Below are 26927 nucleotides of genomic sequence, written 5' to 3' on the forward strand. Positions count from 1 at the left end.
GTGCAAAGACGAGCCCGCTACGCGCCCCAGCTGGCCTGGGCGCCGCCGACGCGGTCGGCAACGATCTTCTGCTGGTACCCCGATGCCTTGAAGGCCGCGATCGGGTCACCGGCGATACCGCGCGACTCGCGCCAGGAGGCCAGGGCGGGGCGCACGTCGGTGTAGAACGCATCCATCAGGATGCCGTTGGCCCCGAGCACGTCGTTCTCGTTCTGCGCGGCGAGCAGCGCCGCACGGTCGACGAGCAGCGCACGCGCCGTCATCTCCTGCACGTTCAGCACCGAGCGCATCTGGCCGACGATCTTGTCCTCGACGTTGTGGCACTGGTCGAGCATGAACGCGACCGGCGAATCGACGTCATAGCCGCCACCCCGCACGACCTCGAACAGAATGCGGAACAGCTGGAACGGATCCGCCGAACCCACGATCAGGTCGTCATCGGCATAGAACCGCGAGTTGAAGTCGAACGAACCCAGCTTCCCCAGACGCAGCAACTGCGCGACGATGAACTCGATGTTCGTTCCGGGAGCATGATGCCCGGTGTCCAGACAGGTGAACGCCCGATCGCCGAGCGCCGTGACGTGGGCGTAGGAGGTACCCCAGTCCGGGACATCCGTGTGGTAGAAAGCCGGCTCGAAGAACTTGTACTCCAGCACCAGACGCTGCGACTCGCTCAGCGCGTCGTAAATCTCGCGCAGCGACTCGGCCAGCCAGTCCTGCCGCGACCGGATGTCGCCCTGACCCGGGTAGTTGGTGCCGTCGGCGAGCCAGATCTTCAGATCCTGCGATCCGGTCTCGTTCATGACGTCGATGCACTCGAGGTGGTGATCGATCGCCTTACGGCGGATGCCCTTGTCCGACGAGGTCAGCGACCCGAACTTGTAGTCGTCGTCCTGGAAGGTGTTGGAGTTCACCGTTCCGATGTCGACGCCGAGGTCGTTCGCGTACGAGCGGAGCGCCTTGTAGTCCGAGACCTTGTCCCACGGGATGTGGATGGCGACCTTCGGCGCGAGGCCGGTGTACTGATGCACCTGCGCCGCATCCGCGATCTTCTCCTCCGGCGTGCGGGGCGTGCCCGGCGTGCCGAAGACCTTGAAGCGGGTACCCGAGTTGCCGAAGGCCCAAGACGGGAGCTCGATCGCTTGACGCTCGAGCTCAGAGGCGATGTCACTGAACTGCACCATGGGAAGTCCTTTCACGAGGGATGAGAGTGTCCGGGAAGACGCTCACGTGGGTGCCGTGCCCCAACTCGACGGGAGCGGCACCGGGGAAGTGCAACTCGGCGGTGGAGCCGACGGGAACCGTGCACGTCACTTCGACGCCCTGCTCGCTCACCCGCCAGGAGATGCCGGCTTCCCCGTACGGGGTGAGGTGACGCGCGGCCGCCGATCGGAGGCCACCCCCGGGACGCGGGGCGAACCGGATCCGGCGGTACCCCGGTGCATCCGGAGCCAGCCCTGCCACGACACGGTGCAGCCAGTCCCCCACGGAGCCGAGGGCGTAGTGATTGAAGGACGTCATGTCACCGGGGTTCACCGTCCCGTCGGGGAGCATGCTGTCCCAACGTTCCCAGATCGTGGTCGCGCCCATCCGCACCATGTACAGCCAGGACGGGCACTCCTCCGAGAGCAGCAGACTATAGGCGGCGTCGTCCTGGCCACCGATCGTGAGGGCGTCGGAGACGACCGGCGTTCCTGCGAACCCGGTCTCGACCCGTCCCTCTGCGGCCTGCACGAGCTCGGCCAATCGGGCGGCGCCGGCCCGCTCGGCCTCCGGAGTCGGCCAGAGCCGGAAGGTCGTGGCGAGCGCGTAGGCCGCCTGGGTGTCACCGTCGGCCCGACCATCGAGCGTCAGGAACCTCGAGGCGAAGGCGGCCTCGACGGCCTCTCCCAACTCGCGGTACGACTCTGCATCCCGTTCGGCACCGATCGCTGCTGCGATGACGCCGAGACGACGCGCGGAGTGCGCGAAGTAGGCGGTCGCGACGAGGTAGGGATCGGTCGTCGCGCGCTCGGGCGCATCGGGCGGAGCAGCGGGGTCGAGCCAGTCTCCGAGCTGGAAGGTGTCACGACAGATGAGGTCGTCACCGGCGCGCGAGTGCACCTCGTCGACCCACGCTTTCGCACTCGCATACTGGCGGCGGAGCAGTTCGACGTCTCCGGTACGAGCATGCAGCACATCGGGAGTGAGCACGGCGACGTCTCCCCAGACCGCGACCGGGTCGACGGGTGCGTCCTGCCAGGTACCGAGCGGGAGGTAGGGGACGTAGAACGGCACGGTTCCCCGGTCCGTCTGTTCCACCGCGACGTCCTGCAGCCATGACGAGAGCATCCCGGTCGCCGAATAGAGGAACGACGCCGTGGGGGCGAAGATCTGGAGATCGCCTGTCCAGCCGAGTCGTTCGTCACGTTGCGGACAGTCCATCGGGATGTCCACGAAGTTCGAGCGCATGCTCCAGAGGATGTTCTCGTGGAGCCGGTTCACCGCTGGGTTCGAGCTCTCGAACCAGCCGATGCGCTCCATATCCGTATGGAGGACACGCGAGACGATGTTCTCGGCTCTCAACTCGCCTTCCCAGCCGGTCACCTCGGCGTAGCGGTACCCGTGGATGGCGAACCGCGGCTCCCAGGAGAAGTCGCCCGGAGGCAATTCCACCTGGTCGGTCGCCGCCGCTTGCCGGAGCGTGCGGGTGTAGAGCTCCCCGCCTTCGATCACCTCGGCGTGCCGCAGGACGATCGAAGCACCTCGGGCGCTGCTACCGGTGACGTGGAGCCGCCCGGAGTGATTCTGGCCGAAATCGATCAGCCAACGCCCGTCACCCTTTTCGAGGATCTCGACGGGAACCAGTTCACCGGCGCAGCGCACCGGCGGCCCCGTGGGGGCGACGAGCGCCGCGGTTCCCCGGTCACTGATCGCGACCGGGCTCCACGAGGGATCGTTCCAACCCGGCAGAGACCACCCCGCGTCGTCCTGGCGCAGGTCGACGTGCTCGCCGTCGTACACACTCGAGAGCATCATCGGCCCGAACCCGGCCGACCACTCGGCGTCGCTGCCGATGACCACGACGCTCCCATCGGAACGGGTGAGTTCGATCTGGGCGAGCACCGACTGGTCATGGCCGTACACATCGCGCACGCCGCCCTCGAAGCCGATGCGATCGCGCCACCATCCGTCGGAGAGCCAGAAGCCGATCGCATTGGCCCCGGGCCGGAGCTGCGGGCCGAGATCGAAAGTGGCGTAGCGGAGACGGTGATGGTAACTGGTCCAACCCGGTGTCAGCTCTTCGTCGCCGACGCGGACCCCGTTGACCTCGGCCTGCACGAGCCCGTGCGCGGTGACGTACAGACGGGCTCGGACGATGTCGGAGGGAACGGTGAATTCGGCCCGTACCCGGCTGGGACGCCGGTCGGAGTCACGCTCCTCCGGCCAGGCCGCTCCGACGAAGCTGCCGACCCACTCGTGATCGTCCAGCAGCCCCAGTTCCACCGTCGCGCTATCGCTCCAGTCGCTGACTCCGGTTTCCGACTCGCTGCGCACGCGCACATGCACCCGCTCGCGGGAAGCCAGCGTGCGTCCCGGCCAGTCGACGAGGATCTGCTCGTCGCCCGTGATTCGCTGTTCGGAGACTTCCGCATCCCGGCCGGGCTGATCGATCGAGATCTCGATCGTGACCGCCGTCTGCCGGAAGCCGGGCGGCGCTTCCCGATATCGCCAGGAGAGCCGCGGTCGGGCCTCACCGATGCCGAGACGTCCGTCAGCGTGGTGCTCGAATCGGACATCGACAGGACGGGGTGTCAGGTCATGGGCCACGGTCATCCCTTCACCGCACCGGCAGCGAGTCCGCGCATCACGCGCTGATTGAGCACGAGGTAGAGCGCGAGGATGATGAACACGTTGATGCAGATCGCGGCGAACGTCGGACCGTAGTCGACCACCCCGAATTGGCCGGTGAAGTTCAGCAACCCCACCTGAACGGTACGGAGGCTGTCGTCGGTGGTGAAGGTCAGGGCGATCAGGAGGTCGTTCCAGAGGAAGAAGAACTGCACCAGCGCGATCGTGAAGATCGCATTGCGCATCATCGGCAGGGCGACGTAGAAGAAGGAACGCAGGATGCTCGCGCCGTCGAGCGTCGACGCCTCGAACACCTCCCGCGGGATGCTGCGGAAGTAGGTGGCCATCATGAACACCGTCAACGGCAGAGCCGTGGCCGTGTACGTGATGATGAGCGGCCACAGCGTGGAGCTGAGCCCGATGTTGAAGTACACCGAGAACAGCGGCAACAGAATCATCTGTCCCGGGATCATGATGCCCACGAGGAACACCAGCAGCAACGTGCTGCGACCCTTGAACACCATCACCTCGAGCGCGAATCCGGCCGCCGTTCCGATGAGCAGGCAGATCGCGAGCGAGGGGAAGACGGCGAGCACGGAGTTGAGCAGGTAGTGCGCGGTCGACTCCCATGCGACGGAGTAGTTGGAGAAGTTGAGCCAGTTCTCCGGGAGGGCCCAGGTGGGGTTGTTGAGGAACTCGTCCTGTGTCTTGAGCGAACCCAGCACGAGCCAGACGAGGGGGTAGACGAACACGATCAGCAGCAGGGCGACGATGATCCAGCCGGGGATCTTCCCCAGCACCGACCGGGTACGCCGTCGTCGGCGCACGGGCTGCGGCCGGGGGGACGCGAGTGCGGTATTCGTCATGAGAACTCCTTGGAGTTACGCGCGGTCGAGCGGAAGATGGCGACGGTGACCAGCAGACACATGATGGTCAGCACGAGAGCGATGGTGGAGCCGTAGCCGTAGTCACCTCCGGCGAACGCCGTGCGGTACATGTACAGGGTCAGGGGAGTCGTGGCCGAGCCCGGTCCGCCCCCGGTGAGGGCGTAGATCGAGTCGAAGACCTTGAGCGTGCCGTTGATGCTGAAGATGCCCGCCGCGATGATCACGGGCCAGGAGAGTGGGATCACGATGCGACGGATGAGGCTGAACGTGCCGGCACCGTCGAGTCGCGCCGCCTCCATGACGTCGTCCGGGATGTCGATCACACCCGTATAGAGCAGCACGCCGTAGAAGCCCATGGCCCGCCAGATGTCCATCACGGCGATCACCACGAAGGCGGTCGCAGGATTGCCGAGCCAATCGACGGAGTCCATCCCGAAGCCGTTGAGGACCGAGTTGACGAGTCCCGTCTGGGGTGCGAACTCGAACATCTTCTGGAACAGCAGCGACACGGCCACCGTCGGCAGCACGACGGGGAAGAACACGAGGGTCCGGACCACGTTCGATGCCCGTTTGAGGAAGAACGTATAGAGCAACGCGAGCAGATAGCCGAAGACGATCTGCCCGATGGTGACCACCAGCGCGTACTTGATCGTGAACAGCACCGCGGGGCCGGAGTTCGGATCGTTCCAGAACCGCACGAAGTTGTCGAACCCGGCGAAGTCGAATCCGCCGAGCACGCTTCCGGTGAAGAACGTGTATCCCAGCGACCACAGCATCGGCAGCAGCATCACCAGGGTGTAGACCAGCAGGGCCGGCCCGAGCAGGACCCCGATGGCACGCTTGTCGCTGAGAACGGATTTCATGTCAGCCTCGAGAAGAGAGAGGCCGTGGGCGGGGTCGAGCCGCCCACGGCCGGATGGAATGGGTACGGAGGTCAGTTACCGAGAGACGACTGAACGGTGTTCATGAAGTCGGAGCCCGAGAGCTGGCCGGAGCCCAGCGGGCCTCCGTTGGTCTGGCTGGCCGTGGTGGCGGCAGGACCGAAGAGGGCCTCAAACCACTGCACGGTCTCACCGGAGTCGGCGATCTCGGTCTGCACGAGCTTGGTCAGCGGCGGCACCTCGACATCGCCGTTCACGGTGAAGCCGGTGATCTGACCCTCGCGAAGTGCGGCGGCACCGTAGTTCGCGGCGATGCAGTCGGCCCAGGCCTTGACCTTCTCGTCGCCGTCGTACGCAGCCTTCGAGAATGCGATGTCGGTGCCGACGTTCGCCGGAGTCTGGTCGGCCGATCCGGCACCGCCCTTGACGGCAGGGAACGGGAGGAAGCCGATGTTGTCGGCTCCGATCTTGTTCTGAGCCTCGTCGTTGAAGGCCGAAACCGCCCAAGAACCCATGTAGTAGTAAGCAGCCTGGCCGGTGAGGAACTGGTTGAGCGCCGTGGCGTAGTCGATCGAGCTGGGCGAGGGGCCGAAGTAGCCGGCCGAACCCAGACCGGCGATGGTGTCGGCAGCCTCGGCGTACTCGGGGTCGGTGAGCTTCGCGGATCCGTCGGCGATCTTCTTCAAGGCGTCAGGGCCGAGGGTGCGGTAGATGTAAGCACCCACCCAGCGAGTGACGCCCCAGCCGTCGCCTCCCTTGCCGGCGGCGGAGATCGGCTGGATGCCGGCGCCCGCGAGCGTGCCGAAGGAGTCGTTGAGCGCCTCCCACGAGTCGGGCTCGGCGATACCGGCCTGCGTCAGCAGTGCCTTGTTGTACCAGATGCCTTCGATGTTGAGCTCGGTGGGGAGCACGAGGGTCTTGTCGTCGTAGAGCGTGTGAACACCGGAGAGCGCCACGGGGACGATCGACTTCTCGGCATCCGTTCCGGTGAAGTCGGCCACCTTGCCGGCCTCGTTCAGCTCCTTCAGGAGGTCTGGCGAGTTCGGCGACACGAAGGCGGACGGGAGGGCGTTCTGTCCACCGAGCAGCTGGAGCTGCTGGTCGAGCGAGGCCTGAGCCTGCTTGTTGATCTTCAGGGGGAGGGCGGTGTTCTCAGCCGCGCACTCGTTCTCGCTGAGCGAGGTCAAGACCGTGGGGATGGTGGTGTTCTCGTTGATGGCGAGGAAGGTGAACTCGCTCGCCGAGCTGTTCGAACCCGACCCGCCAGACGAACAGGCCGCCAGGCCGACGGCGACGACAGCGGCCGATGCGGCCACGAGGACGGTGCGACGAGCGCGGGATGTGCTGTGGAACATGGGTTCCTCCTTGAACCGGGAAATGATGAATTGAAGCGCTCCAAATAGTTGCATGGCAGTGGGCATTCGTCAACTGGCATGTTTTTCCGGCCCTCCCGCATAATGGTGAGCATCATGTCGACACCGGAGAACGTCGCGTCGCACGCCGCCGTGCGAATGGAGGACGTCGCCAAGCGCGCCGGTGTGGCGCTCGGCACCGTGTCGAATGTCCTCAACCAGCCTCAGAAGGTTTCTCAGAAGACGATCGACAAGGTCGTGCTCGCCATCGACGAGCTGGGGTTCGTGCCGAATCGCGCGGCGAGGGCCCTGGCTGCCGGCACCAGCAACACCATCGGGATGGTGATCGCCGACCTCAGCAACTCCTTCTTCGTCGACATGGCGCGCGGAGCCGAGCGTCTGGCATCCGAGTCGGGGATCAACGTCGTGCTCGCCAACACCGACATGCGTCGATCCAAGCAAGCTGCGAACCTCAATCTGTTCCGGCAGGAGAGGATGGCCGGGATCCTGCTGGCGCCGCTTCCCGGCGCGGACCCCACGCTCCTGACGAGCAACGCCACCCCGCTGGTCTTCCTCAACGACGCCGCTATCGTCGGCGCCTGCACCGTGAGCGTCGACAACGAACACGGTGGATACCTCGCCGCCAGCCACCTTCTCGGGCTCGGCCGGCGCCGACTGCTCTTCGCCGGCGACCCGGACCAGGCCGTTCCGATCGCCGATCGCTATCGAGGAGTCGAGCGCGCCGTGGCCGAGGTCGCCGGCGCGACTCTCGAACTCGCTCGTACGCCCGAAGTGCAGGCCGAGAACGGGCGGGAGCTCGGCATCGAGCTGACGCAGCGCGCGTCGGTCGATCGACCTGACGGGATCGTCGCGTCAGCCGACCTGCTGGCCCTTGGACTCGTGCAGATCTTCGGGGCCGACCCGTCCATCCGCATCCCGGAGGACATCGCCATCACCGGTTACGACAACAACCGCGCAGCCTGGGACAGTCTCATCCCGATCACCACGATCGATCAGCCGGGAGAGCAGATCGGTGCCGTCGCCGCCGAACTCCTGCTCGACGAGATCCGCTTCCCCGAGACACATCGGCACGTGCATTCCGTGCTCCAGCCCTCACTCGTGGTCCGAGCGAGCACTCGCCGCCCCTGACCCCGCTCAGGTCGCCCGGTGCTCCGCGATCACGCGGGCGTAGTGCAAGCCGCTGTCCTTGATCGTCCGTTTCTGCGTCTCGTAGTCGACGTGGACGATCCCGAAGCGTTGTCCGTAGCCCCAGTCCCACTCGAAGTTGTCGAGCAGCGACCAGTAGAAGTACCCCCGAACGTCGACTCCGCCGTCGACCGCGGCCGCCACGGCGCGGAGATGAGCGTCGATGAATCGCACCCGGGCCGCGTCATGCACCCGCCCCGCGACCACCCCGTCATGGTAGGCAGCCCCGTTCTCGGTCACGTAGATCGGCGTGCCGCGACGGGCTGTGTAGTCGTCGCTCAATCGTCGCAGAAGGCGTTCCAGTCCTTCTGGCTGCACCACCCACCCCAGCGCTGTGCGCTCCGGGAGCACCGTGTGGAAATGGATGCCTCGACTCGCCGGATACGGAGTCGCCGGGGGCCGGTCGGTGGCGGGCCGGATCGTGTCGTCGGCATCCGGTGGCGTGAACGAGACGACCTCACCGCGGTAGTAGTTGGCGCCGAAGAAGTCGAGCCGAGCCGAGATGAGGTCGAGGTCGCCGGCGCGGACGAGCCCATCGGGCCACCAGGGAGAGAGCGCCTCTCTCACATCCTCCGGATACGCCCCGTTGAACAGCGGATCGAGGAAGAAGCGATTCATCTGGCCGTCGATGAGCCGAGCCGCCGGTTCGTCGACCGGTGTGAGCGGATCGATGACCGACAGGTTCAGCGTGATGCCCAGCTCGGGGGCCGTGGCCCTCGCCCTCAGACGGGCAACGGCCGTGCCATGGGCGAGCAGCATGTGGTGCCCGGCGGCGATGGCTTCCGACGGGTTCTGATGGCCGGGAGCGTGAACACCGGCCGCATGACCCAGGAACGCCGCGACCCACGGTTCGTTGAAGGTCGTGTAGCGATGGATGCGATCACCGAGACGGTCGTCGACGGCGGCGGCGTAGTCACTGAAGCGCTCTACGATGCCGCGATCGGCCCACCCGCCCTCGTCCTGGAGCGTCTGAGGCAGATCCCAGTGGTACAGCGTGGGCCACGGGTCGATCTCGCGTTCGAGGAGCCCGTCGACGAGCCGTTCGTAGAAGTCGAGCCCGTTCGGGTTGAGTGTTCGCCCATCGGGCATCACCCGGGGCCAGGCGATCGAGAAGCGGTAGGCATCCAGCCCTAGGGCACTCATCGTCGCCAGGTCGTCGTCGAGCCGGTGGTAGTGGTCGCACGCGACCTCGCCGGAGTCTCCGCCGGCCACGGCACCAGGGAGGCGACAGAACACGTCCCAGATGGAGTCGCTCTTCCCGTCCGCGTTCGCTCCGCCTTCGATCTGGTACGCCGATGTGGCAGCACCGAAGACGAACCCTCTCGGCAGACGCGGCGGCGGCGGTGACGTCGGATTCAAAGGCGGAAGCCCGTCGTGGAGGTCGGTCATGCGGTCCTTTCTTGTGAAGCGCTTCAAGAATATCGAGGAATCCCTTGTGTTTAATGGAGCGCTTCAATAATGTCGGACCGCCCGCACCGATGCGGGTCGGAGGCCTGGTGCAGCACGGTCTCCCCACCCATTCGAAGGAGAATCAGTGGCACTCAGAAGACAGTTCACCGCGACTGCGTTGGTGGCCTCGACGGCCGCTCTCGTGCTCGTCGCCGGGTCGCTCGGGGCGACTTCCGCCTCTGCGGCCGCGCCGACGTTATCGAACGGACCCGTCGTCTCGACGACCTACAGCTCATCGGATGAATCGCTCACGCTCGACTCGGGCGCAGCGCTCGATTTCGCGCCGATCGACAGCAGCGGCATCACCACCATCGGCGTCAACACGTCGGAGACGGGCCAGTCGCTCGACGGTCTCGGCGGTTCGCTCGAGTCGTCGAGCGTGTACAACATCGCTCAGCTCTCGCCGGAGAATCGCGACGCCGTGATGAACGCGCTCTTCAACACCGAATCGGGCAACGGGTACGACCTGATGCGACTCGCCTTCGGCTGCCCGGACTTCTGCTCCGAGGCGTTCTACACCTACGACGACGTCCCCGCCGGGGAGTCCGACCCCACGCTGGCGAACTTCTCGATCCAGAAGGACATCGACTCGCAGATCGTATCGGTGGCCAAGCAGGCCCTCCAGATCAACCCGCACGTGGAGTTCTTCGCGTCGGCCTGGTCACCTCCTGCGTGGATGAAAGACAACCAGAGCCTCAACAACGGCGGCTCGGTGCTGCCGGAGTACTACCCCGTACTGGCGCAGTACTACCGGATGGCCATCGCCGCCTATGCCGAGCAGGGCATCCCGATCAAGGCCCTCACAGTCAACAACGAGCCGCAGGTCGTTCCCGACTACCCCTCGGCGTCGTGGACCTGGGAACAGGAGCGCGACTTCATCCCCTACCTGCGGGGCGAGCTGGACGCCCATGGGCTCTCCACCGAGATCTGGATCCAGGACGACAACTGGTGGACCACCTCGCAGTTCGCGAACATCCTCGCCGACCCTGTCGTGGGGCCGATGGTCGACGGTGTCGCCGTGCACGACTACGACGACGGTGACGTGACTCAGGCCGCTGCCCTGGTGGCGCAGTACCCCGACATCACCGTGCGGCTCACGGAGCGCTCGTACTACGACGTCAAGGGCATCGATCGGATGATCCAGCTGTTCCGCAACGATGTCTCGAGCTGGACCTACTGGCTCACCTTCCTCGATGAGGACGGCCTCCCGAACGAGGGCCCGCTCGACGGGGACTCGTTCCCGCAGCAGATCGGCGCACCGCACGACGACCTGAATTCCTGGTATCTCGACCGCGACTACTACCTCTACGGGCAGTTCTCGCGGTTCCTGGAGCGTGGCGCAGTCCGCGTGTCGAGCGACTATGGGTCGACCAGCACCGTCACGAACGTCGTCTTCCGCAATCCCGACGGAACGCTCGTGGCGATCGTCGACAACCAGACCGACTACAGCCAGCAGTTCCGTCTCGTCACCCCCGACGGTCAGGTGACCGACACTCTCCCCGAGGCGACGGTGGGAACCTACACCTGGACGCCTCAGCACCAGGCACTCGACCGCTCCGGCTGGACCGCCACCGCCAGCACCCAGGACTGGGGCTCCAGCCAGATGCTCGACAACGACGACAGCACCGCCTGGCGCAACTTCAGCCCCCAGACCCCCGGCCAGAGCATCACCGTCGACACCGGAGCCGTGCAGCCGATCGCCCAGGTGACTCTCGACAGCGGGGACCTCGAGAACGGTTCCAGCGCCAACGACTGGCCGCGCGGATATCGCGTCAGCACATCACTCGACGGCACCACGTGGAGCGAGCCCGTGGCCACAGGACGCGGCACGAAGCGTTTCACCAACATCGCCTTCACCACGACGGATGCCCGCTACCTCCGGATCGAGCTCACGGCCACCGCTCCCAGCAATTACTGGTCTGTCGCCGAGGTGTTCGCATACAGCGGCCCGCCCGCACCTGCAGAGGTCGACCGGATCGGCGGGTCCGACCGCTACGACGCCTCTGTGAAGATGTCGCAGGCAGGGTTCCCCGACGGATCCGACACCGCCTTCGTGGTGTCGGGCGAGGTCTTCGCCGATGCCCTCTCGGCCGGCCCGGCAGCTGCACGAGACGACGCCCCGATCCTCCTCACGGCGACGGACACGCTGCCCGCAGAGGTGGCCGACGAACTCAGCCGCCTGGCTCCGAAGAAGATCGTGATCGTCGGCGGCCCCAACTCGGTGACGCCGGCGGTGGAGGACTCGCTGAACGCGATCGCCGAGACGACACGGATCGGGGGTGTCGACCGCTACGAGGCGTCACGCAACGTCGCGAAGTACGCGTTCCCCGACGGTGCCGAGACCGCGGTCCTGACCACGGGTACGACCTTCCCGGACGCGCTCTCCGCCGGCGCCGCGATCGACGGTCTTGGCCCGGTCATCCTCGTCGACGGCTCGGCGTCGGCGCTGGATGCGGCGACGAAGGGCCTGTTGACGACAGCCGGAGTCACGAGAACGGTGATCGCAGGCGGCCCCGCCTCCGTCTCACCGGGCATCGAGACCGACGCCGGAACGATCAGTACCGTGACCCGGCTCGGTGGAGCTGACCGGTACGAAGCGTCCCGAACGATCAACGCGAGCTACTTCACGGCCTCCGACCGGGTCGTGATCGCGACCGGCGAGAAGTTCCCCGACGCGCTGTCCGGATCCGCACTCGCGGCGCGCTGGAACGCGCCGTTGTTCACGGTTCCCGGCACGTGCGTTCCCGCCGAGACCCTGGCGCAGATCAAGGCACTCGGTGCCGAACGGATCACACTCCTCGGTGGAGAGAACACACTCTCCGCCGCGGTAGGAGCTCTCCAGCCCTGCGACTAGGGAGGAAGCCGGTGGCGGGTAAAGGGCACGCTTTCACCCGCCACCGGCACTTCACCTGTTCTCGGGAAAACCCGAGCACGGCGCGCCGGGTTCTCAGCCTGGCCCGCTAAGGTCGGCCCCGATGAACGGAACGACGGCCGCATGAGCAGATCAGCGGATCAGGCGCGGCACGGCCGGCAGTCCACCCCCTCGCGGGCCGGGCTCATACTCAAGTCCCTCGGCATCGCGGTCTCGGTGCTCCTGGTCGCCGGCATCAGCGTCGTCGGCTACGCCGTGGGGAGCGTCTCGACCACCTTCCAGGAGGCCGCCGTCGACATCGGCGGCAGCGCCCCTCCGCCGCCCCCGCCCTTCCTCGGCGCGATCGAGGGCGGCTTCAACATGCTCATCGTCGGCAGCGACAACGACGACAAGCAGGGCGAGGAGTACGGCGAGCGCGAGGGCACGCTGAACGACGTCAACATCCTGGTGCACGTCGCCGCCGACCACCGAAACGCCGTCGTGCTGAGCCTGCCGCGCGACCTCGTCATCCCCCAGCCCGAGTGCGACAACTCGGATGCGGTCTCCGCCCAGCCCCTGAACGCCGCGTGGGAGCGGGGCGGCGAGAACGGCCTCGGCTGCGTCGTCGCGACCGTGCGCGAGCTGACGGGGCTCGACATCCCGTACGCGATGGAGACCTCGTTCAACGGCGTGATCGAGATGTCGAACGCCGTCGGCGGCGTCGACGTCTGCGTCACCGGCGAGATGAGCGACGAGTTCACCGGCCTCTTCCTCACCCCCGGCCACCACGTGCTGAAGGGAGCCGACGCGCTCGCGTTCCTCCGCAACCGGCACGGCGTCGGCGACGGCAGCGACCTCGCCCGCATCGGCTCGCAGCAGCAGTACCTCTCGTCGCTGCTGCGCACGATCAAGAGCTCGAGCACCCTCTCCGACCCGACCAAGGTCTACGGCCTGGCCCAGGCGGTCGCCCAGAACATCACCCCGTCGACCAGCCTCAAGGGCGCCGACACCCTGGTCTCCCTGGCACTGGCGCTCAAGGACATCGACCTCTCGAAGGTCGTCTTCGTCTCGTACCCGGTCTCGGCCTACGTCGAGAACCCCAACCAGGTGCAGCCCATCGAGAGCCTGGCCTCGGAGATGCTCGAACGCATCGCCACCGACCAGCCGTTCTCGCTCGACACCTCGTCGACGGCGACCGGCTCGACCGTCGAGGGCCCCGCCACCGACGCGGGCACGCCGCCGGACGCCGGAACCCCGACCGACGCGGGCACCCCCACCGGGACAGCGGCCGCTCCTCCCGCGTCCGACGCCCCGACCGACTCGGCGGCGACGCCCGACGTGATCGAGGGCCTCAAGGGTCAGACCGCGGCCGAGCAGACCTGCGCCAGCCCCTTCGAGGACTGACCAGGGGCACGGCGAGAGGGCTCGACCTTCGCGGGATCAGACTGGGCGGACCGGTTCGGCCGAGCCGCCCGCATCCACTCGTTCGAACGCCCCCACCCGCTCGAGCCGCACCGTCGCGAGCAGCACCCCCGCCAACAACGCCCCGAGCCCGCCGACCGCCATGTCGCCGATCGTGTCGTCGTACTCGACGAAGATCGCCGAGCTCACGTAGGTCTTGCCGATCCACTCCACCATCTCCCAGAGCGCGCTGACCGCGAGCCCGAGGGCGGTGGTGACGAGGATGCCGCCGGCCACCGTGAACCCCGCGCCACCCGGGCGGGCGACTGCGCCCAGCCGGGCCAGGAAGAGATACGCGACGATCGCGATCATCCCCGTGCAGACCAGATGCACCGGGATGTCCCACCAGGTCACCCGCGTGTAGAGGTCGAGCACGTTGCTCCAGCCGGCCGCCTGCAGGGCGAGGCAGTACGCGATGTCGAAGCCGGCGCGCATCCCGAGGAATCGCGGCAGCAGGAGGCCGGGCAGCACGAACGCGAGGATGCCGGCATCCGTCGCACTGAACAACAGCGCAGCGACCAGCACGCCGACAAGACCCAGGATGCGCAGCGCATCCGCCGCGATCTCGGCCGCACCGCGGGGCGGGCGGAGGAACTCGGCGATCACGCGCCCACCTCGGGCAGCCGCACCACCGCCTGCACGGGCAGGTGGTCCGAGGCCCAGACCCCGCCGGGCCGGCGCGGATCGATGCCGATGCGGTCGACGGTGACGCCGGGGGTCACGGCGATCCAGTCGATGCGCTTGCGCTTGAGCTGCGGATCCCGGTAGTTCGTGAAGGTGCCCCACTCGGGCGTGAGGCGCTTCTCGGCCGCACCCCACGCATCCACCAGCACGCCGTCGCGGAGGAGCTCGACCAGCGCGGTCGTGCCGTCGCCGGTGTTGAGGTCACCGGTGACGATCGCGGGCAGCCCCGAGTCGGCGACGAGCTGCCGCACCTGCGCCGCCGCCGCGACGCGCGCGCGACGCGAGAAGTTGTCGAAGTGCGTGTTGATCGCGAGAAAGCGGATGCCCGTGGCCCGGTCTCGGAACTCGGCCCGGACGAGCTCGCGCGGGGTCAGGTTGCCCCAGCCGCGCGAACCGGGCTTGTCGGGGGTGTCGGACAGCGCGAGTTGCGACCACTCCAGCAGCCGGAGGCGGTCGGTGTCGAAGTAGAGGGGTGTGCCCTCGCCCTGGCCGTCGGCGTTGCGACCGTGCCCGATGCGCCGGTGGCCGCGGCCGAGGGTCTGGGCGACGAAGCGCGCCTGGCCAGGCAGGGCCTCCTGCACGCCGAGCAGCGTGGGGCGCTCGGAGCGGATCAGCTCGGCGACCGCAGGCTGCCGGGTGGCCCAGCGGTCGGCCGAGGGCGGGAGGGCCTTGGGCATCCGGCGACGGATGTTGAACGTCATGACATGCAGGAACGGTGCTGCGACCTGCCCGATGAGCACTTTTTCCTTCACCCTCAGAGCCTAGGCCCGAGCCCCGCCCGCCCCACCCCGCGGGTCCCCCCACCCACGCCCGCGAGCCGTCACTTATCGCCCTAAAACCTGATGGGAGGGGCGGTTTGTGACGGCTCGCGACACGACATCGCCCCCCAACCCACCTCAAACCCCACCCAGCCCCTCCGCGAGCCGTCAGTAACCGCCCTAAAACCCCAGGGGAAGGGCGGATTGTGACGGGTCGCGGAGAGGCGGGGGCGCGCAGTCGCGCGCTACACTGCGCGGATGGCGGTGACCGACGAGGCGATCCTCAGGATCAAGGACATGATCCTGTCGGGAGAGCTGCGGCCCGGCGACCGCCTGCCCCCCGAGAAGGAGCTGAGCGAGCGCCTCGGGCTCTCGCGCAACTCGCTCCGCGAGGCCGTCAAGGCGCTCGAGGTGATCCGCGTGCTCGACGTGCGGCGCGGGGACGGCACCTTCGTCACCAGCCTCGAGCCCCGGCTGCTGCTCGAGGCGATGACCTTCGTGGTCGACCTGCACGACGACGACACGGTGCTCGATCTGTTCGCCGTGCGGCGCATCCTCGAACCGGCGGCGGCGCGGATGGCCGCGGCCGCGATGACCCGCGAGTCGGTCGAGGCGCTGCGGGCCACGATCCCTCAGACCTCACCGGCCGACCTGTCCGGCGTGAGCGAGTCGGATGAACGGGGCGAGACGGATGAACGGGGCGAGCCGGGCGGGGCGGCCGACGACACCACCGGCGCCGACACGGCCGCGACCACCACGACCGCCGAAGATCCGATGTCCGTCGACGCGCTGATCGCGCACGACCTCGAATTCCACTCCACCATCACGGCCGCCGCCGGCAACGCCTACCTCAGCACCGTGCTCGATTCGCTCTCGGGCCGCACGATCCGCGCCCGGATCTGGCGGGGCCTCACCCAGGAGAACGCGGTCGCCCGCACGCTGGATGAGCACCGCGCCATCGTCGACGCCCTCGCCGCGGGCGACGGCGTGCTCGCCGAGGCACTCTCGGTCGCGCACATCTCGGGGGTCGAGAAGTGGCTCGAGCAGTGGCGCTCATCCACTTGATTGTTGCTTGACACAACATACTCCACCTGCTTTCATGGGCTAGACATCGGATGTCTCAGCAGAGCCCCGGTGCATGACGATGACGTCCTGACAGCCCCGGAGGCCGACGATGACCGTTCCCGAGCACGCGCGCCCACGGCGGCGCCTCGTCTCCACCCTGATCTCGGGGGCCGCGCTCTCGGCCCTCCTCGCCGGAGCCCTGGCGGCCCCGGCCGCCGCATCCGCCGTCGGCACAGGCAGAGACGCAAGCGCAGGCACAGCCGCAACCACAAGCACAGCGGCGGCCGCACCCGCCCCCACCCCCGCCCCCGACGTCGACCGCATCCCCGGCCAGCCCGGCCTGATCTGGTTCGACGAACCCCTCCCCACCGACGGCGACGCGCAGCGCCAGTGGGAGCAGCGCGCCCTGCCGATCGGCAATGGCGCGATGGGCGCCGTGGTCTACGGCGGCGTGCAGAGCGAGCAGCTCCAGCTGAACGAGAAGACCCTCTGGACGGGTGGGCCCGGCTCGGCCGGCGGCTACGACTACGGCAACTGGACCGACGACCGCACCCCCGCCGACATGCAGGCCGTGCAGCAGATGATCCAGGATTCGCCGACCGGCGGCGTCTCCCCCGAGGTCGTCGCCGACCTGCTCGGCTCGCCCAAGAAGAACTTCGGCTCGTACCAGACCTACGGCGACCTCAAGCTCGACATGGCAGGCCTCGCCGATGCCACCGACTACCGCCGCCAGCTCGACATCGCCACCTCGCTCGTCACCACGACCTTCACCTCGGGCGGCGTCACCTACACCCGTGAGTACTTCGCCAGCGCAGCCGACGACGTGATCGTCGTGCGCCTGACCGCCGACCAGCCCGGCCGCATCGGCTTCACCACCCACGTCGACCTGCCCGACGGCCGCAGCGGCGTGAGCAACACCGCCGCCGCGGGTCGCATCACCACGAAGGGCACGCTCTCCGGCAACGGGATGCGCTTCGAGTCGCAGACGCAGGTCGTGGCCGAGGGCGGCTCGCGCACCGAGTCGGGCGCGGCCGTCACGGTGGCGAACGCCGATTCGGCGATGGTCGTCTTCTCGGCGGCGACCGACTACGCGATGGAGTACGACACCGACTACCGCAACGGCATCGACCCGCACGTGCCCGTCACGGCGGCCGTCGACGCCGCCGCCAACGCGGGCTACGGCCAGCTGCTCGCCCGCCACACCGCCGACTACACCGGCCTGTTCGACCGCGCGGCGCTCGACCTCGGCGCGGCCCTGCCGAACATCCCCACCGACGAGCTGCTCGCGCAGTACCGCTCGAGCATCGACCCCGAGAGCGCCCGCGCCCTCGAGGCCCTGTTCTTCCAGTACGGCCGCTACCTCCTCATCTCCTCCTCGCGCGAAGGCTCGCTGCCGGCGAACCTGCAGGGCGTCTGGAACCGGTCGAACAACCCGCCATGGGACGCCGACTACCACGTCAACATCAACCTGCAGATGAACTACTGGCCCGCCGAGACCACCAACCTGAGCGAGACCACCGGGCCGTTCTTCGACTACGTCGACTCGATGGTGGATCCCGGAACCGTCACGGCGAGCGAGATGTACGGAGCCCGCGGCTGGGTCACCGGCAACGAGACCAACCCGTTCGGCTTCACCGGCCTGCACGAGTACCCCTACTCCTTCTGGCAGCCGGATGCGGCCGCCTGGCTCGCCCAGCACTACTACGAGCACTACCTCTTCACCGAGGACGAGCAGTTCCTCCAGGAGCGCGCGTACCCGACGATGAAGTCGCTCGCGCAGTTCTGGTTCGACTTCCTGATCGTCGACCCGCGTGACGGCAGCCTCGTCGTCTCGCCGAGCTACTCCCCCGAGCAGGGCGAGTTCTCGGCCGGCGCCTCGATCTCGCAGCAGATCGTCTCCGAGCTGCTGACGCACACCAAGGAGGCCTCTGCTCTCCTCGGCGAGACGGATGCGGCCTTCCTGGGCGAGCTGGATGCGACGCTCGCCGACCTCGATCCCGGACTCCGCGTCGGCTCCTGGGGTCAGCTGCAGGAGTGGAAGTCGGACTGGGACCAGCAGGGCAACCAGCACCGGCACGTCAGCCACCTGTTCGGCGTCTACCCGGGATCCCAGATCTCGCCGGCTCTCACGCCGGAGCTCGCAGCAGCGGCCGAGGTCTCGCTGAACGACCGCGGCGACGGCGGCACCGGCTGGAGCAAGGCCTGGAAGATCAACTTCTGGGCCCGCCTGCTCGACGGCGACCGCTCGCACAAGATGCTCAGCGAGCAGCTGAAGGCATCCACTCTCGACAACCTGTGGGACGACCACCCGCCGTTCCAGATCGACGGCAACTTCGGGGCGACCTCCGGCATCGCCGAGATGCTGCTGCAGAGCCACGCCGGCTCGATCGACGTGCTCCCCGCGCTCCCGAGCGCCTGGCCGGACGGCTCGTTCAGCGGCCTCAAGGCCCGCGGCGACGTCGAGGTGGATGCGGCCTGGCAGGGCGGCGCCATCCGCGACCTGGCCGTGACGCCCACGCGCTCCGGACCGGTGACGGTCTCGAGCACCCTGTTCGCGCCCGGATTCTTCCAGCTCGTCGACGCGGCCGGCGATGCGGTGCCGTACACGCTGGCAGACGGAGCGGTCACCTTCACCGCCGAGGCGGGGCAGCGCTACGAGGCCACCGCCGAGCTCGCCGTGCGCATCACCGCACCGGCGACGGCGACCTCGGGCGAGACGGTCGAGGCCACGGTGGAGGTCTCGGCGACGGGGCGCAACCCGATCGTCGGCGGCTCGCTCGCGATCACGGTCCCGGCCGACACTGCCGAGGGAATCCTGCCCTGGTCGGCCGAGCCCGCCACGCTGACGCTGCCGGACATCCCGGCCGGTGAGAGCCGCACCGAGACGATCCGGGTGCGGGTCGGAGCGGGCAACGCGCAGCGCCAGTCTCCCGTGACGGCCACGCTCACCGCGGGTGAGGCATCCGTCTCGTCGACCGCAGTGCTGAACGTCAAGGCGCCGACGCCCTGCCCGGTGCCGGCGGCCGAAGGGACGCTGCTGGCCTGGGATCTCGGCGAGAGCCCGCTGACGGATGCGTCGGGCAACGGCGTCGTGCCGATGGTCGACGGCACCGCGCCGGTCGTCGCCGACGGGCCCACCGGATCCGCTCAGCGCCTCGACGACACGGGCTACGTGCGCAGTGCCTCGCCGGTCTCGCTGGGCTACCTCGAGGAGACGACGCTCGCCGGCGAATTCTTCATCGACGCCGACCAGCCGAGCTATCGGAGGCTCTTCGACACGCAGCCGGTCGGGGGCGACACCGAGGGCATCCTCGTCGACCTGACGCCGTCGAACAATGTGCGGATCATCACCGCGGGCGTCGGCACGGTCACCTCGGCCGTGCTGCCCTCGGCGACGTGGGTCGACCTGGCGGTGACCATCGGCACCGACGGCGGGCTCACCGTCTACGTGGACGGCACGGCGAAGGCCACCGCCAGCATCGCGGGGTACCAGGCGGTGAACGCGTGCGCCGAGCGCACCTTCCATGTCGGGGCCAACCGCGGGGGCGGCGAGCGGCAGCACGGTTTCGCCGACCGGATCGCGGTCTTCCCCCGCGCGCTGGATGCCGAGGAGGTGCGCTCGTGGCAGGACGCGGCCTTCGGTGTCGAGCAGTGCGCGACCCCGGCCCCCGAGGGCACGCTGCTCGCCTGGGATCTGGGTGAGGAGCCGCTGACGGATGCCTCCGGCCACGCGCTCACCCCGACCGTGTCGGGGCCGGGCGGGGTACTGGCCGAGGGGCCGACCGGATCGGCGCAGGCGCTGGACGGGCAGACCTTCGTCGGCAGCCCGGTGACCTCGCTCGGCCGGCTCACCTCGGCGACCTTCGCGGCCGAGGTGCGGATCGACGCCGGCCAGAACTCGTACCGCCGGCTGTTCGATTCGCAGCCCGAGGCCACGAACTGGGACGGCATCGTGATCGACGTGACGCCGGATGACCGCATCCGCATCATCACCGCGGGCGCCGAGCCGGTGACGACTCCGGTGGCCGTGCCGACCGGGGCCTGGGTGAATCTCGCGGTGGTGATCGCGTCGAGCGGCGCCGTCACCATCCACGTTGACGGTGTGGCGCACGAGGGCGGGACCATCTCGGGCTTCACCGCGATCGACGGATGCAACGAGCGGGCGCTGCGATTCGGCGCCGACCAGGGCGGTGGCCAGGCCCAGAAGGGCGCGGTCGATCGGGTCGCGATCTTCCCGACCGCACTCACCGCGGCCGAGGTCGCGACCTGGCAGGAGACCGCGTTCGGGGAGACGCCGGAGCCCGTGGCGCCGGTCGTGTCGTCGATCGAACCGGCCTCGGGGCCGCTCGCGGGCGGGACTCGGGTGACGCTGCGGGGTACCGGGTTGCTCGGGGCGACCGGGGTGACGGTCGGCGGGGCGGCTGGGGTCGCTGGGGCCGCTGGGGCCGCGTTCGAAGTTGTGAGCGACACCGAGCTGCGCTTCACGACCCCGGCTGTGCCGGCGGGCACGGCGGGTGCGGTGCCCGTGGTGGTGGTGCATCCGAACGGCGACTCGGTCGCGGTGGTCTTCACCTATGAGGCGCCGGCCGACCCGGGCGAGGACAACCCGCCCGCGACCGCCGGCGACCCGGTCGACGAGTCGCTGCTCACCGAGGAGTCGCGCGGCGGCATCACGAGCCCGGCGACGGCGACCGCCGGAACCGAGATCGCGGTGGGCCTGCCGGCCGACCGCGTCGGGGACTGGGTGTCGGTGTGGCTGCACTCGGAGCCCGCCCACCTCGGGTGGCACCGGGTCGACGCGACCGGGGGCATCCTTGTCACGCTGCCGACGGCGGTGCTCGGCGAGCACCGGCTCGTGGTACTCGACCGCGACGGCGCCCTGATCGGCTGGAACCCGATCACCCTCGTCGCCCCGTCGCCCGGTGGCGGCGACGGAGGTACCGGTGGCGGCGGAGGCGGCGGTACCGGTGGGAACGGCGGTAGCGGCGGCGATGGCTCCGGCACCGGTGGCACGGGCACTGAAACTGGCGGCACAGGCAGTGGCGTCGGCGGTCAGGGCTCCGGCTCCGGCGCGGGCACCGGCTCGAACTCGTCCGCAGGTTCCGGATCCGGCTCGGCCGCCAACACCGGTTCCGGCTCGGGTTCGCCCGACGGCGACCTGGCCGGCACCGGAGCCGCCCCCTTCGCGGCGGCGGGCCTGGCGGCCCTCCTGCTCGCGGCAGGCACCCTGTTCCTCATCCTCCGCCGTCGCCGCCTCGGCTGACCCCCTTCGGGCCCGCCACCTCGGCCCGCCCCACCCCGGGCCCACCCCCGACTGTCCTCGACCCGTCACCTGTTGCCGCTAATCCCCTGAAATGGCGACCACACCTGACGGGTCGAGGACATGAGGGTCGAAGACACGAGCCCATCCCCAGCCCCCACCTCCGCCCGAACCCGGGTCGCGAGCCGTCAAATATCGCCCCAAAACCGCTGCCGAGGGGCGGTTTCTGACGGGTCGCGGACGCGGACGCGAGGCCGTCCTTCACCCCGCCCCGGACCTCATCCCCCACCCCGGCCGCGAGCCGTCAGTCATCGCCCTAAAAGCTTGGGGGAAGGGCGGTTTTTGACGGGTCGCGGGGGCGGGGTCAGGGGAGGAGGGGGTCGAGGATGAGTTTGCCGCGGACGGAGCCGGTGTCGACGAGGATCTGCGCCTGCGCCGCATCCCGCAGCGGCAGCCGCAGCGCGACCTCGACCTCGAAGTCGCCGAGCTCGATCAGCTCGAGCGTCACGGCGTAGGCGGCCGCGCGCAGGGCGAGCTCCTCGCGCGTGGGCGGCACGGGGTTGCCCCCGGCCCACGCCTGGATGCCCAGCTCGGCCGCGCGGGCACCGGCCACGATCGTGCCGATGCGCTTCTTGTCGGCCACGAGTTCGATCGAGGTCTCGAGGGCCTCGTCGGTTCCGGCGGCGTCGAGCGCGGCATCCACCCCATCCGGAGCCAGCTCGCGCACCCGGTCGGCGAGCCCCGGACCGTACGCGACAGGGATGGCCCCCAGCTCGCGGAGCCGCTCGTGATTGCGTGGGCTCGCGGTCGCGATGACCGTGGCTCCCCAGTCGCGACCGAACTGCACCGCGGCCTGACCGACCGACCCCGAGCCGCCGTGCACCAGCAGCGTCGTTCCGACCTCGACGCCGAGCGACTTGAGGGCCTGATAGGCGGTTCCGGCCGGGATGCCGATGCCGGCCGCCTCGTCCCAGCCGACCGCGGCCGGCTTCCGCACCAGCTGCTCGGCGCGCGCGACGACGTGGGTGGCGTACGCGTTCTGCGCCTGGCGGATGACGACCTCGTCGCCGGCCGTCCAGCCATCCACACCGGCGCCGACCTCGACGACGACGCCCGCCGCGTCGAACCCCGGCACCCGCGGCGTGTCGATCGGATCGCTCGACCGCAGCCCCGTCCGCAGCTTCACGTCGATGGGGTTCACCCCGATCGACCTCGTCTCGACCACCACGCCGCCGGCCGGCGCCGACGGGGTCGGCACCTCGACGAACTCCAACACCTCGGGCCCGCCGAACTCGCGGTACTGCACCTGCTTCGCCATGCCCGCCATGCTATTGGCCCGACCGCCCCGCCGCCCACCGGATGCGCGACCCAGTACCGGATGCACGCCTCCCACCGGATGCGCGCCACCCCATCGGGTGCGCAACGCAGCGCCGGATTCGGCGCGGGGGTCAGCGGCGGACGGGGTCGGCGTGGGCGAAGGCCGCCAGGTCGGCGGGGCGGGCGAAGCCGCGCCAGTCGCTGGGGTGGGTGCAGGCGATGGCTCCGGCGAGCGCCCCGTCTCGGAGCGCATCGGACACGCGGCGGCCCTCGAGACGGGCGGCGAGGTAGGCGGCCGTGAAGGCGTCTCCCGCCCCGACCGTGTCGATGACCGGGACGGCGAACGCGTCCTGGTGCAGCACCTCGCCGTCCGTCACCGATGCGCTCGCGCCCCGGGGGCCGTGCTTCAGCACCGCCTCCGCCGGGCCGAGCGCACGCAGGGCGGCGAGCAGCGAGACCGTGTCGTCGCCGGGATCCGCGCCCGAACTCGAAGCCGCGCCGGAAACGCCAAGAGCGCCGACGACCAGGCGCGCCTCGTCGTCGCCCGCGATCACGATGTCGGCACGGGAGACGAACCCGCGCAGCACCGCCGCGGCCTCCTCGTCGGGCCAGAGCCGGGAGCGGTGGTTGACGTCGAACGAGACCCGGCAGCCGGCCTCCCGCGCGCGATCGATCGCGGCCGAGACGGTCTCGCGCGCCGACGGCGACAGCGCCGGGGTGATGCCGGTGAGGTGCAGCAGGGCGTAGCGGGTGAAGTCCACCGCATCCAGATCGGACGGGCTCAGGCGGCTGCCCGCGCTGCCGGCGCGGTAGTAGGTCACCTCGGTGCGACCGGCGTGCGGAGTGGTCTTGATCATGAGGCCGGTCGGCGCCCCGGCGTCGGCGAGCGCGACGACATGGATGCCCTCGGCACGCAGATCGCCGGCCACACGTCGGCCGAGCGCGTCGTCGCCGACCCGGCCGAGCCAGGTCACCGGCACGCCGAGGCGCGCGAGCCCGACGGCCACGTTGCCCTCGGCACCTCCGGTCTCAATGTGGGCGGTCGCCAGGTGCTCGAGGCCGCCGATCCCCTCGCCCCGGATGAGCGCCATGCTCTCCCCGAGCGTCAGCACCCCGCCCGGGCGGGCACCCGCCGCGTCAGCATCGCCCTGCGCGTCGGACCCGAGCGCTTCACCGCCCGCCTCCACGGCACCGCCCGCACGGGTACCCACGCCCGCGCCCGAGCCGTCAGCATCGCCCCGCGCGCCGGACGGGTCCGCGTCCGCGGCACTACTCGCGCCCGCGCCTCCGGGCACGCGCCCGTCCCCGCTCACGCCCACATCCCCGCTCACGCCCGCACCACCCCGCCCGCGGCCGGCACAGCGGAGCCGGCAGACGCTGCAGACGCAGACGCCGACGGCACAGCAGACCCGCCCGCCGCAGCAGCCCCACCCGCCACGACACCCCCCGCAGCCAAAACCGCCGCCCGCGCCAGCCCCTCGATCCGCGCGAAGTCGCCCGCCGCGATGGCGTCGCGCGGCACGACCCACCCGCCACTGACCGCGAAGACCGACGGATGCGCGAGGTACTCCCCCGCGTTCCCCTGCGACACCCCGCCGCTCGGCAGGAAGCGGGCGCCCGGGAACGGGCCGGCCAGCGCATCCAGATAGGCCGTGCCGCCGAGCACGCCCGCCGGGAACACCTTCACGTGATCGATACCGGCGCGCAGCGCCCGGCCCAGCTCGGTGGGCGTGGCGATGCCCGGCACGATGTCCAGGCCCTGCGCCTGAGCGGCCGTGACCACCTCGTCGTCGAACCCGGGCGTCACCGCGAAGCGCGCCCCCGCCCCGACGGCCGCGGCGAGCTGCCCGGGCGAGACCACCGTGCCGACACCCGCCACGAACCCCGGCACGCCGGCTGCCGCCTTGAGGGCCGCGAGCGCCGCCGGGGTGCGCAGCGTGAACTCGCCGCAGCCGATCCCACCCGCCACCAGCGCCTCGGCGAGGTCGCGGGCACGGGAGGCCTCGTCGATCACGATGACCGGCACGATCCACTGCCCGGCCAGCGAGGCCGGCGCGCCGCTCATCGGCCGAGCCATCCGCCGTCGACGGGGAGGATGATGCCGTCGACGTAGTCCGACGCGGGTGACGCCAAGAACACGGTCGCACCCGCGAGGTCGTCGGCCTCGCCCCAGCGCCCGGCCGGGATGCGGTCGAGGATGGACCGCGACCGCACCGGGTCATCCTGCAGCGCCTGCGTGTTGTCGGTCGCGATGTAGCCAGGGGCGATCGCGTTGACGTTGACTCCGAGCGGCGCCCACTCGTTGGCGAGCGCCTTGGTCAGCCCGGCCACGCCCGACTTCGCCGCGGTGTACCCCGGCACGTTGACCCCGCCCTGGAAGCTCAGCATCGACGCGGTGAAGATCACCTTGCCGCGACCGCGCTCGATCATGCCCGCGGCCACCGCCTGCGTCAGCCGGAACTGGCTGGAGAGGTTCACCGTCAGCACCCTGTCCCACAGCTCGAGCGGATGGGTCACCGCCGGCGCCCGCTCGATCGTGCCGGCGTTGTTCACGAGCACGTCGACCGGCCGCCCGGCGAGGGTGCGGCCGAGCTCGTCGACCGCCGCCGGATCCGCGAAGTTGCACGCGATCGCCTCGAAGCGGCGGCCCGCGGCCTCGACCGCGTCGCCGATCGCACTGCCCGAGGCCGGGATGCTCGCACTCACCGCGATCACGTCCGACCCCGCCTCGGCGAGCGCCTTCGCCATCGCGAAACCGATGCCACGACTGGCCCCGGTGACGACCGAGAGCCGCCCCTCGAGCGAGAACGAGACGCTCATGCGACAGCCCCGGCCGTGGACCCGGCCCCGGCCCGCACGTCCACGAGGATCTTCATCGCGCGGCCGCCCTCGAGCTCCTCGAGCGCCTGCTGCGTCTCAGCCAGCGGAACACTGCGGGTGATCAGCGCGTCGGCCGGGATCGTGCCGTCGGCGATGAGCTCGACGGCGCGCTCGAAGTCGGTGCGCTGGTAGACCCGCGCCCCGCGGATCGTCAGCTCGCGCCAGAACACGCGCTGCAGGTCGATCTCACGCGGGGTGGGGTGGATGGCGACGACCACGAGCATGCCCCGCACCTTCGCGAGCGCGGTCGCGCCGAGCACCGCCGCGGCGGCACCCGAGACCTCGAAGACGACGTCGGCGCCGACCCCCTCGGTCCACTCCTCGACCCAGACGGTCTGGTCGACGGCACGGGGGTCGACGGTCGTGAAGCCGAGCTCCTCGACCTGCGCGCGACGCCCGGCGTCGACCTCGATGACCACGACCTCGGCGCCGACCGAGCGGGCGACCGTGGCGATCAGGACGCCGATCGGCCCGCCGCCGATCACGACGGTCTTGTCGCCGGCCACGAGCTCGGCGCGGCGCACGTCGTGGACGGCGACGGCCGTGGGCTCGACGAGGGCGGCGTGATCGAGCCGGATGCCGTCGGGCAGCGCCACCAGGGTGCCGGCGGGCACGTTCCAGAGCCGCTGGAGGGCTCCGGGCGAGTCGATGCCGATGAAGTCGAGGTTCTGGCAGATGTGCGAGTTGCCCGCGAGGCACGCGGGGCAGGTGCCGTCCCAGGAGAGCGGCATGACGGTGACCAGGTCGCCGACCGACCAGCCCTCGACGCCCTCGCCCACGGCGGCGATCGAGCCGCTCATCTCGTGGCCGAAGACGACCGACTCGCCGACCCGCGCATCCATCGAGCCGTGGAAGATGTGCAGGTCGGTGCCGCACAGGCCGACGTGCGAGACGTCGATCTGCACCTGCCCGGGCGGGGGCGGAGGCGTGGTCTCCGCCTCGGTGATCTCGATGGTGCGATTCCGCACGTAACTGGCAGTCAACACTGACTCAACCTTCCGTCATCGGGGGGGGGTGTCCTTGGTTCCGTCGGCGCCCGGAGGGC

18 protein-coding genes are annotated in these 26927 nt (G+C 69.6%); 5 read left to right on the plus strand and 13 right to left on the minus strand.

Translation table 11 applies throughout. From position 1 onward, the window contains the following. Positions 1–17: 17 nt before the first annotated feature. The 5 genes from rhaI to HSO01S_RS06375 form a co-directional block, all read right to left on the minus strand. Positions 18–1184, minus strand: coding sequence for an L-rhamnose isomerase (gene rhaI / locus HSO01S_RS06355; RefSeq protein WP_066039741.1), 1167 nt, complete (start codon positions 1182–1184; stop codon positions 18–20). Next, the gene (locus tag HSO01S_RS06360) at positions 1168–3816 is read right to left on the minus strand and encodes a glycoside hydrolase family 78 protein (protein WP_066039742.1); all 2649 of its coding nucleotides are present in this window, start codon (positions 3814–3816) and stop codon (positions 1168–1170) included. Before HSO01S_RS06360 ends, rhaI begins: the two co-directional genes overlap by 17 nt. Beyond that, positions 3813–4697 carry a carbohydrate ABC transporter permease gene (locus tag HSO01S_RS06365; protein WP_066039743.1) on the minus strand — a complete coding sequence of 295 codons (885 nt, stop codon included), beginning with the start codon at positions 4695–4697 and terminating at the stop codon, positions 3813–3815. The genes HSO01S_RS06360 and HSO01S_RS06365 overlap by 4 nt, the downstream gene beginning before the upstream one ends. Next, positions 4694–5581 carry a carbohydrate ABC transporter permease gene (locus tag HSO01S_RS06370; protein WP_066039744.1) on the minus strand — a complete coding sequence of 296 codons (888 nt, stop codon included), beginning with the start codon at positions 5579–5581 and terminating at the stop codon, positions 4694–4696. Before HSO01S_RS06370 ends, HSO01S_RS06365 begins: the two co-directional genes overlap by 4 nt. 71 nt (positions 5582–5652) lie before the next feature. Beyond that, positions 5653–6954 carry an ABC transporter substrate-binding protein gene (locus tag HSO01S_RS06375; RefSeq protein WP_066039745.1) on the minus strand — a complete coding sequence of 434 codons (1302 nt, stop codon included), beginning with the start codon at positions 6952–6954 and terminating at the stop codon, positions 5653–5655. A 114-nt stretch (positions 6955–7068) separates the two neighbouring features. Between HSO01S_RS06375 and HSO01S_RS06380 the strand changes: the two genes are divergently transcribed. After that, entirely contained in the window at positions 7069–8100 is a 1032-nt protein-coding gene (locus HSO01S_RS06380) for a LacI family DNA-binding transcriptional regulator (protein ID WP_066039746.1), read from the plus strand. Between the two features lie 6 nt (positions 8101–8106). On the opposite strand, the gene HSO01S_RS06385 is transcribed toward HSO01S_RS06380, so the two are convergent. Next, on the minus strand, positions 8107–9546 hold the full coding sequence (locus tag HSO01S_RS06385) for a GH1 family beta-glucosidase (RefSeq protein WP_084361393.1): 1440 nt from the start codon (positions 9544–9546) through the stop codon (positions 8107–8109). 145 nt (positions 9547–9691) lie between these two features. Between HSO01S_RS06385 and HSO01S_RS06390 the strand changes: the two genes are divergently transcribed. After that, positions 9692–12460 (plus strand): cell wall-binding repeat-containing protein, encoded by a 2769-nt coding sequence (locus HSO01S_RS06390; protein WP_084361394.1) that lies wholly within the window; start codon positions 9692–9694, stop codon positions 12458–12460. A 141-nt stretch (positions 12461–12601) separates the two neighbouring features. Further along, positions 12602–13861 (plus strand): LCP family protein, encoded by a 1260-nt coding sequence (locus tag HSO01S_RS06395; RefSeq protein WP_066039748.1) that lies wholly within the window; start codon positions 12602–12604, stop codon positions 13859–13861. Positions 13862–13897: 36 nt separating this feature from the next. On the opposite strand, the gene HSO01S_RS06400 is transcribed toward HSO01S_RS06395, so the two are convergent. Both HSO01S_RS06400 and HSO01S_RS06405 read right to left on the minus strand, forming a co-directional pair. Then, the gene (locus HSO01S_RS06400) at positions 13898–14524 is read right to left on the minus strand and encodes a DUF2238 domain-containing protein (RefSeq protein WP_066039749.1); all 627 of its coding nucleotides are present in this window, start codon (positions 14522–14524) and stop codon (positions 13898–13900) included. Beyond that, the gene (locus HSO01S_RS06405) at positions 14521–15354 is read right to left on the minus strand and encodes an endonuclease/exonuclease/phosphatase family protein (protein WP_245635913.1); all 834 of its coding nucleotides are present in this window, start codon (positions 15352–15354) and stop codon (positions 14521–14523) included. Before HSO01S_RS06405 ends, HSO01S_RS06400 begins: the two co-directional genes overlap by 4 nt. A 264-nt stretch (positions 15355–15618) precedes the next feature. On the opposite strand from HSO01S_RS06405, the gene HSO01S_RS19305 reads away from it, so the two are divergent. Both HSO01S_RS19305 and HSO01S_RS18280 read left to right on the plus strand, forming a co-directional pair. Beyond that, positions 15619–16425 (plus strand): FadR/GntR family transcriptional regulator, encoded by an 807-nt coding sequence (locus HSO01S_RS19305; RefSeq protein ID WP_066039751.1) that lies wholly within the window; start codon positions 15619–15621, stop codon positions 16423–16425. Between the two features lie 109 nt (positions 16426–16534). Beyond that, positions 16535–21688: a glycosyl hydrolase family 95 catalytic domain-containing protein gene (locus HSO01S_RS18280; RefSeq protein ID WP_084361395.1), complete on the plus strand. Its 5154-nt coding sequence runs from the start codon at positions 16535–16537 to the stop codon at positions 21686–21688. 361 nt (positions 21689–22049) lie between these two features. On the opposite strand, the gene HSO01S_RS06420 is transcribed toward HSO01S_RS18280, so the two are convergent. The 5 genes from HSO01S_RS06420 to HSO01S_RS06440 form a co-directional block, all read right to left on the minus strand. Next, positions 22050–23003: an NADP-dependent oxidoreductase gene (locus HSO01S_RS06420; RefSeq protein ID WP_066040040.1), complete on the minus strand. Its 954-nt coding sequence runs from the start codon at positions 23001–23003 to the stop codon at positions 22050–22052. A 130-nt stretch (positions 23004–23133) separates the two neighbouring features. Beyond that, positions 23134–24213, minus strand: coding sequence for a sugar kinase (locus HSO01S_RS06425; protein WP_245635914.1), 1080 nt, complete (start codon positions 24211–24213; stop codon positions 23134–23136). 116 nt (positions 24214–24329) lie between these two features. Beyond that, positions 24330–25067 (minus strand): bifunctional 4-hydroxy-2-oxoglutarate aldolase/2-dehydro-3-deoxy-phosphogluconate aldolase, encoded by a 738-nt coding sequence (locus HSO01S_RS06430; RefSeq protein WP_245635915.1) that lies wholly within the window; start codon positions 25065–25067, stop codon positions 24330–24332. Next, positions 25064–25822, minus strand: a complete 759-nt coding sequence (locus tag HSO01S_RS06435; RefSeq protein WP_066039752.1) for an SDR family oxidoreductase — start codon at positions 25820–25822, stop codon at positions 25064–25066. The genes HSO01S_RS06430 and HSO01S_RS06435 overlap by 4 nt, the downstream gene beginning before the upstream one ends. Then, positions 25819–26868, minus strand: a complete 1050-nt coding sequence (locus HSO01S_RS06440; RefSeq protein WP_066039753.1) for a zinc-dependent alcohol dehydrogenase — start codon at positions 26866–26868, stop codon at positions 25819–25821. Before HSO01S_RS06440 ends, HSO01S_RS06435 begins: the two co-directional genes overlap by 4 nt. Positions 26869–26927 lie beyond the last annotated feature (59 nt).

Origin of the sequence: Herbiconiux solani NBRC 106740 (assembly GCF_001571005.1) — a bacterium.
Taxonomy (GTDB): Bacteria; Actinomycetota; Actinomycetes; order Actinomycetales; family Microbacteriaceae; genus Herbiconiux; species Herbiconiux solani.

Bases quoted from the DNA above. Each gene is read 5' to 3' on its own strand.
- HSO01S_RS06385 (WP_084361393.1), bottom strand. From the start codon at position 9,546: ATGACCGACCTCCACGACGGGCTTCCGCCTTTGAATCCGACGTCACCG.
- HSO01S_RS06380 (WP_066039746.1), top strand. From the start codon at position 7,069: ATGTCGACACCGGAGAACGTCGCGTCGCACGCCGCCGTGCGAATGGAG.
- HSO01S_RS06365 (WP_066039743.1), bottom strand. From the start codon at position 4,697: ATGACGAATACCGCACTCGCGTCCCCCCGGCCGCAGCCCGTGCGCCGA.
- HSO01S_RS06420 (WP_066040040.1), bottom strand. From the start codon at position 23,003: ATGGCGAAGCAGGTGCAGTACCGCGAGTTCGGCGGGCCCGAGGTGTTG.
- HSO01S_RS06430 (WP_245635915.1), bottom strand. From the start codon at position 25,067: ATGAGCGGCGCGCCGGCCTCGCTGGCCGGGCAGTGGATCGTGCCGGTC.
- HSO01S_RS06395 (WP_066039748.1), top strand. From the start codon at position 12,602: ATGAGCAGATCAGCGGATCAGGCGCGGCACGGCCGGCAGTCCACCCCC.
- HSO01S_RS06435 (WP_066039752.1), bottom strand. From the start codon at position 25,822: ATGAGCGTCTCGTTCTCGCTCGAGGGGCGGCTCTCGGTCGTCACCGGG.
- rhaI (WP_066039741.1), bottom strand. From the start codon at position 1,184: ATGGTGCAGTTCAGTGACATCGCCTCTGAGCTCGAGCGTCAAGCGATC.
- HSO01S_RS06360 (WP_066039742.1), bottom strand. From the start codon at position 3,816: ATGACCGTGGCCCATGACCTGACACCCCGTCCTGTCGATGTCCGATTC.
- HSO01S_RS18280 (WP_084361395.1), top strand. From the start codon at position 16,535: ATGACCGTTCCCGAGCACGCGCGCCCACGGCGGCGCCTCGTCTCCACC.
- HSO01S_RS19305 (WP_066039751.1), top strand. From the start codon at position 15,619: ATGGCGGTGACCGACGAGGCGATCCTCAGGATCAAGGACATGATCCTG.
- HSO01S_RS06375 (WP_066039745.1), bottom strand. From the start codon at position 6,954: ATGTTCCACAGCACATCCCGCGCTCGTCGCACCGTCCTCGTGGCCGCA.
- HSO01S_RS06370 (WP_066039744.1), bottom strand. From the start codon at position 5,581: ATGAAATCCGTTCTCAGCGACAAGCGTGCCATCGGGGTCCTGCTCGGG.